Here is a 12,808-nt window from a genome sequence, read left to right as displayed (position 1 = left end):
GTTCGCGCCGCAACGCAGCCCGCGTCCGAGTTTCCAAACGGGCTCTCACCACGGGTCCGAGCCTACCCTTCGTCGCGACGGCCGAACAAGGGTTTCACGGGCATTTGAGGCTAAATCGCCAGTATCTGATAGATACATCGATCGGCGTCCGGCGCCGGCGAGACCCGGATCGGCAACGATATTCTGCTTTTTCAGCCGGGGGCGCCGGCGAGGTCCGGGGTGAAGGGCGGGCGTCCGGCGTGTGGTCCGGTGAGGCTGCCCGATGCCCGATCGAGAACGAGACGACGAAAAAAGCCCGGCGCGAGGCCGGACTCTTGTCGTCTCGTCGGGCTTTCGTCTCGCCGGAGAACCTCCTCCCGAAGCATCGCCGCAGGGAGGCCGGTGCGGCCGCGTGGGCCGCGCCGAAGCCGATCAGTAGCGGGCGACGACCGGCAGCCCCCAGGTCGAGAACCGGTAGTTGACGCCCACGCGGGCGATGCCGCCCCGCTCGCGGGCATCGACCTGCAGGCCGTTGTCGACCGTGTAGGTGTCGGTGCCGATGTCGTAATAGAGATACTCGGCCTTGGCCGACCAGTTGCCGGTCAGCGCGTACTCGGCGCCGAAGCCGATCGTCCAGCCGGTCGCGGTGGTCGTGGTGCCGTTGACGGGGCCGGTGCCGGGCGCGGTGTAGGGACCGAACGAGACGCCGTTGATCGTGGCGGCGACCGGGTTGCCGTAGCCCTGCAGGTTGAACACGGTCTGCTGCGTCACGTCGGCCGCCGCGAAGCCGCCCTTCACGAAGAACAGCGTGCGCTCCCAGGCATAGCCGAGCCGGCCGGTGACGGTGCCGAACCAGTCGAGCCGGGTCTCGTCGGTGAAGAAGAACGCCGCGTCGGTGCCGAGCGGGTCGGCGGCCGAGCCCTTGGCGTTGCTCCAGGCGAGATCGCCTTCGACGCCGAGCACCCAGTTGCCGATCTGGTAGTTGTAGCCGATCTGGCCGCCGAGCAGCGCGCCGGCATATTTGGGCTCGGACGCGGCGGTGTCGCCGACATAGCTCCAGTCGTCGGTCTTGCCCCAGATGGTGCCGGCATTGACACCGGCATAGAAGCCGCCCCAGTGGACCGGGGCTGCGACCGGCACCGGCGGGGCCTTGGCGTAGATCGGGTGCTTGCCGACCGGGCCGGCCGGCAGCGGCTCGGGCGTGAACTGATAACGAATGCCGGTGTTGAGCGCCCAGCCTTCGATGTTCTCACCGAACCGGTAGTCGCCGCGGACATAGCCGAGCCAGCCGGTGTTCAGCATCTGGCCGGCGACGCCGGCCGAGACCTGGCCGAACGTTCCGACCCGGTCGGTGACCAGCGTTCCGGTCAGCGGCGCACCGAACAAGGCGTTCGAGAAGGTCGGCGACACGGCGAAGTTCGTGGTCACGTCGTCGGCGAACTCGTGGAACACGCTGCCGGTGACGAACGGCTGGATCGCCGCATAGGGCGTCGTCAGGTTGGTGCCGACCCGCACGCTCAAGCGGCCGAGCTGGCTTTCGATGTCGTCGGTCTGCACCACGCCCGGCAGGGACGCGCCGGGCAGCGCCGAGAAGAACGTCCCGGACACGTTCAGCGCGTCGACCTCGACCTTCGAGTAGGTGAAGCCGGCCGACGGCTCGATGAACCAGTTGTTCGGCAGCGCGATGTTGTAGCCGAGATTGCCGCCGATCGACCAGCCGCGGGCATTGAGGGTCTGCCCGAACAGGCCGGCCGCGTTGTCGTCGAGACCGAGATTGTAATAGTCCCAGCGCACCAGCGCGTCGGCGAAGAAGCGGCCCTTGGTGGCGGTGATGTAGGTGCCGAGGAACGGGATCTGGGTGTCGCCCGAGAAGGTCCCGCCCAAAGTCTTGTCGCGCGACTCCGACGCGAGATAGCCGACCGTCGCGCCGGTGTGGATGTTCCAGCCGAACCAGTTCAGCTTGGCGATGTCGCGCCCGAACTGATAGCCGACGAACCCCTGTCTGGTCGTCGTGTCGCAGACGACCGAGCCGGCGACCGCGGCGCCGCCGCTCTGCAGCGTGGTCACGCCGGTGTTCTTGGTCTCGACCTCGCCGCCGATCGCGCGCGCCCACACGCCGCCGCCGTTGGTGTCGGGCGGGGCGTTGCCGGGGCTCGACACGAACGCCGAGCCGGTCTGTGCCTGGAACACCGTGGTGGTCGTGTTCAGGGTCGACACCAGCGAGTTGATGGTCCCGGCCTGGGCGAGCGGCAGCAGCGACGTTCCGGTGATCGGCGTGTTGTTGAAGGTCGCGAGAACCGGCGTGGTGTCGACGCACTGCGCCTGGGCGGCCCCCGAGACCGCCATTCCGACGACGAGGGCAGCACTGCCCAACAGCACGCTCTTACGATCGAAGCGGCCCGTGCCGCCAATGGTCCTGCGCATCTTCGTCCCCCGTCCCGATGTGCGTCGATCGTTTCCAATCGTTTCGCCGTCACTAAACCAGGATCCCGCCACGGCTGGAACACGAAGCGCCCGTCCCGAGACGGCAACCACACGTTTTGCAGAGGCGGCGTGACCGAAACGCAACAAGATCGGGCCGAGAAAACACAGAACGGAGGTATTGCGATAAGGCGACTCGCGGGGGCTATCACCGCATCCGCATAATCCTGTAGCCAACCGAACGAGTCCGCCGAATACCCCTCGACCGAGGGTCGATATCGGCCGAATCGACTTTCTTGCACGATACAGGTGACTTCGGGGTGCTTTCCGGGGTCTGTCGCGGAGATCTAGCCGGGTTATGGTCGGCCGTGCCGTCACGAGGTCGATACGGCGCTGTCACGCGTCCGTCGTCTGCGTCATTTCTGCCATAGACCGGCATTCGAGGCGCACGGAAAGCGAGAACAACTCCCTTCGCCGGAACGCTTCGGGGCGTGCTCGCGTCGCCGCGACGCAACTATCGATTGCGCGAGCGCTCGCGCGAAAATCGGCGCCGGGGGCGCCGGCACGATGCCGAAAAGCAGTCGGTGAAACGGCGCGAAAAAGCTATTTCACGCCGTAGCTCGCGAATTCCGACGGCACCGTCGGGGCGATCGCCCGGGCGTTGCGGATATCGGCGTTGCCGCCGCGCTTGTCGCCCTTCTGGAGCTTGGCCTTGCCGCGGCCGTAATAGGCGGTGGCGAGCCGGGGATTGAGGCCGATCGCCTTGTCGTAGTCGGCGATCGCCGCGTCGTACCGGCCGAGCTTGAGGTGGGCGAGGCCGCGGCTGTCGAGCGCGTCGACATAGTCCGGGCGCAGCCGCAAGGCCTCGTCGCAGTCGGCGACGGCGTCGTCCAGCTGGTCGAGCACCGCGCGGGTGAAGCAGCGATTGTTGTAGGCCTCGGCGTCACGCGGATCGAGCCGGATCGCCCGCCCGAAATCCTCGGCCGCGAGCCCGAACCGGCCGCGCTCGGCCCAGGCCTGGCCGCGCCGATAATAGATGTTGCCGTCGCTCGGGTTCTTGGCGATCTGCGCGTCGAGGGCGAGGATCGCCGCGTCGCGCTCGACCGGCGGCGAGGCGTCGCTCTCGGCCTCCGGTGGCGGCGGCGGAGGGGCGGCGACCGGCGGTTTCGGCGCGACCGGCTTCGGGGCGGCCGGCTTCGGGGCGGCCGGCTGCTGCGGGGCTGGCGCGGTGCTGGCGATCGCGGGCGAGGGCTCCGGCTTCTTCGGCGTCTCCTCCGGCTCGTCGTCCGCCGCCGGTGGCGGAGGCGGGGCAGGGGCGGCCGCCGTCTCGGCCGGCTTCGGCGCCGGCGGCGATGCCGGCGCGGCGGGCGTCTCGGTCACGGTGGGCACCGGCGGCGGGGGAGGTGGAGGCGGCGGCGGAGCTGCGGCTTGCTTCTCGGGTTCTTGTGCCGCCGGCGCCTGCGTCACCGGCTCCCGGGCGCCGCGCGAAAAATAGAACTCCTCGATCAGCGAGGAGGCGACCCACGGCACCTGCTCGTTCTTGGAGGCGCGCGACACCCCCATGCGGGTGTTGTTGAGGATCGCCTCGGCGCTGAGGTCGGGCGAGCGCAGCTCCTTCAGCAGCTCGTCGACGAACAGGCTGTGCTCGCCGCCGGCGTTGCTCGCCACCTTGTCGGCGGCGGCCGAATACATCGCCAGCGTTCCGGCCGGGATGTTGAGCGCCGCGAGCCCGGCCGAAAAGCCGCGGAAGCGGCGCTCGAACGGGTTGCGGCGGGCGGCGTCGACGATCACCACCTTCACCCCGGCGCCGGCGGCGTTCATCTCGGCGAGGATCGACTCCACGCTGATGCCGTCGCGCTTGACCTCGCCCTCGGTCCAGATCTGGGCGTCGACCGGGATGATGTAGGACTGCTTGCCGGTCTGGATGCCGTAGCCGCTGAAGAACAGCAGCGCCGCCGTGCCGGGCGAGATCTTCGCCTTGAAGGTGTCGAGCGCCGTCCGGAGCTTCTGCTTGGTGAGGTCGGTGCCGACCGAAACCTCGAAGCCCGCCCGCTTCAGCTCGGCGGCGATCGCCTCGGCGTCCTTGATCGGGTGGGCGAGCGGCCGGTTGTCGTCGGGATAGGTCGCGTTGCCGATCACCAGTGCGATCCGGTTCTTGCCGGCCGCCTGCGCGAGGCGGAGCGCCGGCGCCTCGGCGCGCGACGGGCCGTTGAACAGCACGGACAGGAGAAGGAGCGCGGCGACGACGAGAGCGGACTGCTTCATGGCCGAACCTCGAGCCTCGGAGCGTGACCGCGCGAGCACGACCACGTCGAGAAATGGCGGCGGTGGCGCCCAGTTGCTGCACGACCGCCACAATAGATAGCTCCAATCGCAATCTCAACCGGCGACCGCGACGCTGCTCGCCAGGCGAGTGCGCCCTCCGTCACCGGGTTCCGGGTCGGCTTGACAGCCTCGCCCTCCGTCGCCGACCTTGTCGGTATTCCACGACATTGCGGGACGGCGGATCGCCCGGCGGCCGAGCGTCGTGTCGCATTGCAGGGACGGGAATGGCAGGAACGGGAATGGCAGCAACGGGAATGCCGGTCACTGGTTCTGCACCGGAAGTGTCGTCGTCGGACACGCGACGTATTCTCTGCGTCTGTCCGCGTTACACCTCGGCGTTCGGCATGTTCGAGCATGCCTATCCGCTCACCGGTCGGGTGCGCGCGCTGATGCCGCCGCAAGGCTTGCTGCTGATCGCCGCGTCGCTGCCGAAGAGCTGGGAGGTGCGCCTCGTCGACGAGAACATCCGCCCGGCGACGCGCGATGATTTTCTGTGGGCGGACGCCGTCCTGGTCACCGGCATGCACGCCCAGCGCCGGCAGATCGAGGAGATCTGTCGCCGCGCCCACGCACTCGGCCGCACCACCGTGCTCGGCGGCTCGTCGGTCTCGGCCTGCCGGGAGTTCTATCCGGGGTTCGATTATCTCCATGTCGGCGAGCTGGGCGACGCGACCGACGCGCTGATCGCGCGGCTGGCGAAAGATCCCTCGCGGCCCGACCGTCAGGTGGTGCTGGAGACGCGCGAGCGGCGCGACCTCGCCGACTTTCCCGTGCCGGCCTACGACCTCTGCGAGCTCGATCGCTATCTCACCGGCTCGATCCAGTATTCCAGCGGCTGCCCCTATCACTGCGAGTTCTGTGACATCCCGGCGCTCTATGGGCGCAATCCGCGGCTGAAGTCGCCGGCGCAGGTTCTGGCCGAGCTCGACACGCTGCTCGCCTGCGGCATGACCGGGCCGATCTATTTCGTCGACGACAACTTCATCGGCAACCGCCGGGCGGTGCGCGAGCTGTTGCCGGCGCTGGTCGACTGGCAGAAGGCGCACGGCTATCCGTTCATCTTCTCCTGCGAGGCGACGCTCAACATCGCCAAGCGGCCGGAGATTCTGGCGCTGATGCGCGAGGCGGTGTTCGAGACGGTCTTTTGCGGCATCGAGACCCCCGAGCCCGAGGCGCTGGAGGCGATCTCCAAGGACCACAACATGATGGTGCCGATCGTCGAGGCGGTGGAGACGCTGAATGCCCACGGGCTCGAGGTGGTGTCCGGCATCATTCTCGGCCTCGACACCGATCGCCCCGACACCGGCCGCCGCGTGCTCGACTTCGTCGAGGCGACCAAGATCCCGATGTTGACGATCAACCTGTTGCAGGCCTTGCCGCGCACGCCCCTGTGGGATCGGCTGGAAAAGGAAGGCCGGCTGCTCGACGACGAAAGCCGCGACTCCAATGTCGACTTCAAGATGCCGTACGACCAGGTGATCGCGATGTGGCGCGACTGCATGGAGAAGGCGTTCTCGCCGGCTGCGGTGTTCGCCCGCTATCGCCATCAGCTCGATCACACCTATCCGAACCGCCTGTCGCCGCCTTTGTCGCAGCGCCACGTGCCGTGGAGCGACGTGAAGCGGGGTCTTCGCATGCTGCGCAACGTCCTCTGGACGGTCGGCGTGAAGTCCGACTACCGGCGCGAGTTCTGGAGGGTCGCGCTCGCCTGCCTGCGACGCGGCCAGATCGAGCATCTGATCCGGATCGGCGTGATGGCCCACCATCTGATCCTTTCCGCCCGCGACGCTTCCGCCGGCCGGCAGAAGGCCTCGCACTACTCGGCCCGCCCCGAGGAAGTGCCGATGGCGGCCGAGTAGGTTCGGCTGTTTCCCGCACGAATTTTGCGCGGATTTTTTGCGATCGCCCGCCGGTCGGCTATCACGGGCCGGTCGAGCGTCCTCACGAGACCGAGAAAACAAACGATGTTTCCCGACCTTCTCCCCGCCTTGCGGGCACAAATGCCCGGCGTGCGCGGGCGGCTCACCGCCAATGCGCCGCTCGCGCCGCTCACCTGGTTCCGGGTCGGCGGGCCGGCGCAGCTGTTGTTCGTGCCGGAGGACGAGGACGACCTCGCTCATGTCCTCGCCCGGCTGCCGGCGGAGCTGCCGGTGACGCTGATCGGGCTCGGCTCCAACCTGATCGTGCGCGACGGCGGCGTGCCGGGCGTGGTGATCCGGCTCGGCCGCGGTTTTGCGCAGATCGTGGTGGAGGAGGGGCACCGCATCCGCGCCGGAGCGGCGGTGCCGGACGTCAAGGTCGCGCGCGCCGCGCAAGAGGCCGCGATCGCCGGGCTCGCCTTCTATCGCGGCATTCCGGGCGCGATCGGCGGCGCGCTGCGGATGAACGGCGGCGCTTATGGCGGCGAGACCAGGGACGTGCTGGTCGAGGCGCGCGGCGTCGACCGCCAGGGGCGGGTGCGGGTCTATTCCAACGCCGACATGGACTTCACCTACCGCCACTGCGGCGTCGCCAGGGACGTGATCTTCACGCAGGCGCTGTTCCAGGGTGCGCCGGGCGATCCTGCCGAGATCGCCGCGGCGATGGAGGCGATCACGGAGTCTCGCGAGGCGACCCAGCCGATCAAGAGCCGCACCGGCGGCTCGACCTTCAAGAACCCGCCGGGCAAGAAGGCGTGGCAGCTGGTCGACGCCGCCGGCTGTCGCGGCCTCGTCGTCGGCGACGCACAGGTCTCCGAGCTGCACTGCAATTTTCTGATCAATCGCGGCAACGCTACCGCCGCCGACATCGAGACGCTCGGCGAGACGGTGCGTGCGCGGGTGCAGGACACCTCGGGCATTCTGCTCGACTGGGAGATCGAGCGGATCGGGGTGCCCGCTTGACCGAGTTCACTCCCCGGGCGCGATGCGGGCGGCCTCGCGCCGGAATGCTTCGGCCGTGATGCCGAGCGTGCCGGAAAACGGCGTTTCCTGCAGCGCGATCGGCCACAGCGCGACGATCACCGCCAGCGCGAACACCGCTGCGGCGGCGATGTGGGCGCGCGGATATTCGAGATGCACCAGCGTGATGGTGAGCTGGGTGACGAGCCCCAGCACCAGCACGCTCAGCCACTGGATGCGCGCGGTGCGATCGAGCGCGACGGCGAGCCGGTCGGCCCGTGCCTCGCCGAGCCGCAGCACGGCCGACAGGATCGCCGCATGCACCGGCGGCGGAATCTTGGCCGCGAGGCCCGGGTCGCTCGCCTGCCGCATCAGCGCGTGCAGCGCCGCTTCCGCCTGCGGCGAGTGGCGGTGCCGGGCCATCTCGCGCCATTCGTCGGAGGCGACCGCCTCGGCATAGGCCTTCAGGGGCCGATCGATTTCGGGCGCCCCGCTCGACCGGCCGAGCGCGAACAGGCTGGCGATCGCCCCGGCCTCGGCGTTCACCGCCCGCCAGGCGCGATGGTTGCGGTCGGCGATGTCGCTGGCGAGGAAGCCGGCGAGCAGCGAAAAGAGCACGGCGGCGGAGGCGAACACCGACTCGGTGATGCCGGTCAAACTCCTCACCCGCTCGCGCACCGGCGAGCGCAGCGCCAGCCACGCCATCACCGCCGCGCCGCCGGCGAACAGTCCGACCAGCGAGGCGAGCAGGGCGGCGGCCGGAAGCCCGAGCCAGGTGTCGATCACGGTGCCCTCCGGGAGTGCCTTCGGTGGCGGGGGCATCCATGCTCGCGCAAAACGGGTATGATTTCCAGTCACACTATTTTTGCGCGTAAGGTGCGGTCGTCCGACCGCCGGCCGCAACAGAGGCGGTGCCGGTGTCGCCGAGGGCGGGGAAAGCGGCGAGCCGCTCAGGGCGGCGGGACGATCAGGGCGACGGCGCGCTGGAGCGGCGCCGGCGACACCCGCAGCGCGCCCTTGAACGGCTGCTCCTGCAGCGCGATCAGGCCGAGCGCGACGATCGCCGCCAGCGAGAAGACGGTGAGCGCAGCCATGTGGGCGCGCGGCTTCTCCAGATGAACGAGGGCGATGGCGATCTGGGTCATCAGGCCGAGGATCAGCACGGTCGCCCATTTGACGTCGTTGGTGCGGTCGGAGGCGAGCGCGAGCCGGTCGGCGCGGGCGTCGCGGATGCGCATCACCGCGCCGAGCAGCGTGTTGTGGACGGCCTGCCCCGATTCGCGGGCGATCGCCGGGTCGGCGGCCTGCCGCAGCAGCGCGCGCAGCGCCTGGCCGGTGCGGGAGGAGTGCAGCCCCTCCGCCATCTTCGGCCATTCGTCGGCCAGCACCGTCTCGGCATAGGCTTGCAGTGCGGCGCGCAACGCCGTGGTGTCGGAGGCGGCGGCGAGGCCGAGCGTGTTGACGCTGGCGATCGCGCTCGCCTCGTTGTTGACCGACCGCCACGCCTGCCGGTTCCGCTCGGCGATGTCGCTCGCCAAGAACCCGGTCAGCAGCGCGAACAGCACCGCCACCGACGAGAAGAACGGTGCCACCACCCCCGAGCACCGGCGGATCCGCTCGCCGAGCGGCGAGCGAAAGGCGAGCCAGGCGAGCACCGCCGCAGCCGTGCCATAGAAAAGGAGAAGAGAGAGAAACAGCCAGACGGCCGGAAGGTCGAGCCAGGCGTCGATCACGGTCACCTCACGGAGTGCCGAACGGAGTTTCGCGCGGGAGCGCCGAGCGTCGGCGCGAGGGGCGCAAAGCTGCGGCGATTCACTTATACCGGCGCTCGTGGTCCGATATCGAGCCCGGCCTCGCGAGGGGCGGGAGCGGGCCGTGGAATTCGCTCCGGTCGGCGAGCCACGTCGGTGGCGGAGCGCCGAACGAAGCCGGGTGCGTGGAGGGGGAGACAGACATGAGCAGCAGGCACGTCGCCGTCCTGATGGGGGGGTGGTCGTCGGAGCGGGAGGTGAGCCTGCGGTCGGGGGCGGCCTGCGCGGCGGCGCTGGAGGCGCGCGGCCACCGGGTCGAGCGGGTCGATGTCGGGCGCGACATCGCCGCGGTGCTCACCGCGCTGAAGCCCGAGGTCGCGCTCAACGTGCTGCACGGCCGGCCCGGTGAGGACGGCACCATCCAGGGCATCCTCGAGGTTTTGCAGATCCCCTACAGCCATTCCGGGGTGATGGCCTCTGCGCTCGCGATGCAGAAGGACACCGCCAAGGTGGTGCTGGCGGCGGCCGGGGTGCCGGTGCCGGAGGGTAGGGTGGTGTCGCGGCGCGAGGCCGCGCGCGCCCACGTCATGGAACCGCCCTATGTGATCAAGCCGGTGTGCGAGGGATCGAGCGTCGGCGTGTTCATCGTCACCCCCGAGCATGCCCACCCGCCGCAGGAGCTCACCCGGCCGGATTGGCCATATGGTGAAGAAGTGTTGTGCGAGCGCTACATCGCAGGGAAAGAGTTAACGTGTGCGGTGGTCGGCGACCGGGCGCTCGATGTCATTGAAATCGTTTCGAATGTCTCCTTCTACGACTACGAGGCCAAGTACGCGCCGGGGGGCTCGCGGCACGTCCTGCCGGCCCCGATTAAACCGATTGTTTACCAAGAGGTCCGAAGACTGGCTCTCCGAGCGCATCAGGCGCTCGGATGCCGGGGCGTGAGCCGCGCGGACTTTCGGTACGACGACCGCCTCGAGGGTTTTGGGGGGCTCGCCTGCCTGGAGGTCAACACGCAGCCCGGCATGACCGAGACGTCGCTGGTGCCCGACATGGCGGCTTTTGCGGGTATCTCGTTCGAAGAGTTGGTGGAATGGATGGTGGAGGACGCGTCTTTGGGCCGCTGACCGGGCGATCGAAGCCCGGAGCGTCGCCGCGTCCGCGGGCCACCGGCCGGGGACGCGCGGCGGCCTTTCACCATTCGCACGGGCCGTTCGTGCGGCTGCGCCGGCAGGGCACACGGCTGGTGCTGTGGGTCGAGGCGTGGCCGCGCTGGTTCGGCAAGGCCGGGTTCGTTCTCGTGATGGCGACCAGCATCGGCTTCGGCATCGTGCGCGGCGGCCACGGTCCGGACGTGATCGCCTGGCTCGACGACGCCCGCCACATGGCCGCCAATGCCGCCGGCTTCCGCATCACCGCGGTGGCGTTGACCGGCCAGAAGCATCTCACCCGCGACGAGGTGTTGGCGATCGCCGGCGTCACCGGCCACACCTCGCTCTTGTTCCTGGACGCGGCCGCCGCCCGCACCCGGCTCGAGGAGAGCCCGTGGATCGGCGAGGCCACGGTGCAGAAGCTCTATCCCGACAAGCTCGCGATCGACATCAAGGAGCGCAATGCCTTCGCGCTGTGGCAGAAGGAGGGGCAGGTCGGGGTGATCGCCTCGGACGGCACCGTGCTCGAGCCGTTCGTCTCGCCCGATCTCGTCGCGCTGCCCTTCGTGGTCGGCAAGGGTGCGGAAACGCGGGCGCGAACCTTCCTCGCCGAGCTGTCGAAGGTTCCCGCCATCCGCGAGCAGGTGCGCGCCTCGGTGCTGGTCGGCGAGCGGCGCTGGAACGTGCTGCTCGCCAACGGCGTCGAGGTGAAGCTGCCGGAAACCGGCGTCGCCCGCGCGCTCGACCACCTCGCCCGGCTCGACCGCGAGAAGAACCTGCTCGCGCGCGACATCACCGTGGTCGATCTGCGCATGCCCGGCCGGGTGACGGTGCGCCTCTCCGACCGCGCCGCCGAGGCGCGCGAGGAGGCCCTGAAGCCCAAGAAGAAGAAAGGAGGGAACGCATGAACGCCCTCCAATACGGCCTCACCCCGAAGATGAAGCCGCTGCATCCGCGCCGCAGCGCGACGGTGGCGGCGCTCGACGTCGGCACCAGCAAGATCGCCTGCCTGATCGCGCGCCTCGCGCCGCATCCGCCGCAGGAGGTTTTGCGGCGCCGCACCCATTCGATCGAGGTGGTCGGCTTCAGCCACACCGAGTCGCACGGCCTCAAGGCCGGCAACGTGGTCGAGCTGGCCGAGGCCGAGGTGGCGATCCGCCACGCGGTCGATCTCGCCGAGCGCGCCGCGCGCTGCCAGGTGGAGGCGGTGATCGTCTCGCTCTCCTGCGGCCGTCCGGCGAGCGAGCTGTTCGCCGCCTCGGTCGACGTGCCGGGCGAGGTGCGCGAGGCCGACATCGGCCGCGTGCTCGCCGCCGGCAGCCGGATGTCGGTGCGGCCCGGCCGGGTGGTGCTGCATTCGGTGCCGATCGGCTACGCGATCGACGGCACCCGCGGCATCCGCGATCCGCGCGGCATGCTGGCGCGCCGGTTCGGCGTCGACATGCACGTGCTCACCGCCGATGTCGGCGCCGCCCGCAACCTGATGCTGGCGATCGAGCGCTGCCACCTGTCGGTCGAGGCGATGGTGGCGAGTCCTTATGTCGCGGCGCTCGCCGCGCTCGCCGACGACGAGGCCGAGCTCGGTGCCGCGGTGGTCGACATGGGGGCGGGAACCACCACCCTGTCGGTATTTTCCGGCGGGCGGTTCGTCCATGCGGACGGATTTGCGCTCGGCGGGCAACACGTGACGATGGATTTGGCCCGCGGACTCAGCGCGGCCGTGCCGGATGCCGAGCGAATCAAGACGCTCTATGGCAATGTGCTGGGTGGCGCAATGGACGACCGCGACATGATCGCCGTGCCGGCGGTGCCGGGGGACGACCGCGAACCGCCGCAGTTCGTGTCCCGCGCGACGCTGACCCGGATCATCAAGCCGCGGGTCGAGGAGATTTTGGAGATGGTTCGCGACCGGCTGGCGGCCTCGCCGTTCGCCGGCGAGCCGCGTGGGCGGGTCATCGTCACCGGGGGCGCGAGCGAGCTGACCGGCTTCACCGAGCTCGCGGCGCGCATCCTCGGGCGTCCGGTCCGGATCGGCCGGCCGCTCGGGGTCTCCGGGCTTCCCGACGGCGCGAAAGGAGCGGCCTTCGCGGTCGCGGCCGGCCTCCTGGTCTATCCCCAGGTGGCGCACCTGGAACATTTCGATCCGCGACGGGCCCAGAGGATGCGGTCGGGCTCCAGCGGCTACTTCACACGGGTCGGACGATGGCTACGCGAAAGCTTCTGACGTCCCGAGGAAACAGCTCGAACCCCGCCGGCGGCGGACCGGCGCGACCCGGTGGCGTGACCCACGCCCCCGACACGA

9 protein-coding genes are annotated in these 12,808 nt (G+C 69.6%); 5 read left to right on the top strand and 4 right to left on the bottom strand.

The genetic code is table 11. The annotated features are described in order from the left end of the window. Positions 1 to 411: 411 nt before the first annotated feature. Positions 412 to 2,403: an autotransporter domain-containing protein gene (locus tag A33M_RS15325; protein ID WP_083850493.1), complete on the bottom strand. Its 1,992-nt coding sequence runs from the start codon at positions 2,401 to 2,403 to the stop codon at positions 412 to 414. A gap of 600 nt (positions 2,404 to 3,003) precedes the next feature. Further along, entirely contained in the window at positions 3,004 to 4,665 is a 1,662-nt protein-coding gene (locus tag A33M_RS15320) for a caspase family protein (protein ID WP_008388802.1), read from the bottom strand. 404 nt (positions 4,666 to 5,069) lie between these two features. Here A33M_RS15320 and A33M_RS15315 point away from each other — a divergent pair, with 404 nt between their 5' ends. Together A33M_RS15315 and murB are read left to right on the top strand one after the other, a co-directional pair. Next, positions 5,070 to 6,584, top strand: coding sequence for a B12-binding domain-containing radical SAM protein (locus A33M_RS15315; RefSeq protein WP_202801907.1), 1,515 nt, complete (start codon positions 5,070 to 5,072; stop codon positions 6,582 to 6,584). Between the two features lie 105 nt (positions 6,585 to 6,689). Then, positions 6,690 to 7,607 (top strand): UDP-N-acetylmuramate dehydrogenase, encoded by a 918-nt coding sequence (murB, locus tag A33M_RS15310; RefSeq protein ID WP_008388796.1) that lies wholly within the window; start codon positions 6,690 to 6,692, stop codon positions 7,605 to 7,607. A gap of 6 nt (positions 7,608 to 7,613) precedes the next feature. On the opposite strand, the gene A33M_RS15305 is transcribed toward murB, so the two are convergent. Both A33M_RS15305 and A33M_RS15300 read right to left on the bottom strand, forming a co-directional pair. Next, positions 7,614 to 8,426 carry a bestrophin-like domain gene (locus tag A33M_RS15305; protein WP_237718388.1) on the bottom strand — a complete coding sequence of 271 codons (813 nt, stop codon included), beginning with the start codon at positions 8,424 to 8,426 and terminating at the stop codon, positions 7,614 to 7,616. A 128-nt stretch (positions 8,427 to 8,554) separates the two neighbouring features. Beyond that, positions 8,555 to 9,343: a bestrophin-like domain gene (locus tag A33M_RS15300; RefSeq protein WP_237718387.1), complete on the bottom strand. Its 789-nt coding sequence runs from the start codon at positions 9,341 to 9,343 to the stop codon at positions 8,555 to 8,557. Between the two features lie 197 nt (positions 9,344 to 9,540). Between A33M_RS15300 and A33M_RS15295 the strand changes: the two genes are divergently transcribed. From A33M_RS15295 to ftsA, 3 genes are all read left to right on the top strand, one after another. Next, entirely contained in the window at positions 9,541 to 10,482 is a 942-nt protein-coding gene (locus A33M_RS15295) for a D-alanine--D-alanine ligase (protein WP_443213271.1), read from the top strand. 89 nt (positions 10,483 to 10,571) lie between these two features. Next, the gene (locus A33M_RS15290; protein ID WP_202801906.1) at positions 10,572 to 11,414 is read left to right on the top strand and encodes a cell division protein FtsQ/DivIB; all 843 of its coding nucleotides are present in this window, start codon (positions 10,572 to 10,574) and stop codon (positions 11,412 to 11,414) included. Continuing rightward, the gene (gene ftsA, locus A33M_RS15285) at positions 11,411 to 12,730 is read left to right on the top strand and encodes a cell division protein FtsA (protein WP_008388786.1); all 1,320 of its coding nucleotides are present in this window, start codon (positions 11,411 to 11,413) and stop codon (positions 12,728 to 12,730) included. Before A33M_RS15290 ends, ftsA begins: the two co-directional genes overlap by 4 nt. Positions 12,731 to 12,808 lie beyond the last annotated feature (78 nt).

This window comes from Rhodovulum sp. PH10, assembly GCF_000293785.1.
Taxonomy (GTDB): Bacteria; Pseudomonadota; Alphaproteobacteria; order Rhizobiales; family Xanthobacteraceae; genus Rhodoplanes.
This window is presented reverse-complemented; position numbering and strand designations above follow the sequence as displayed.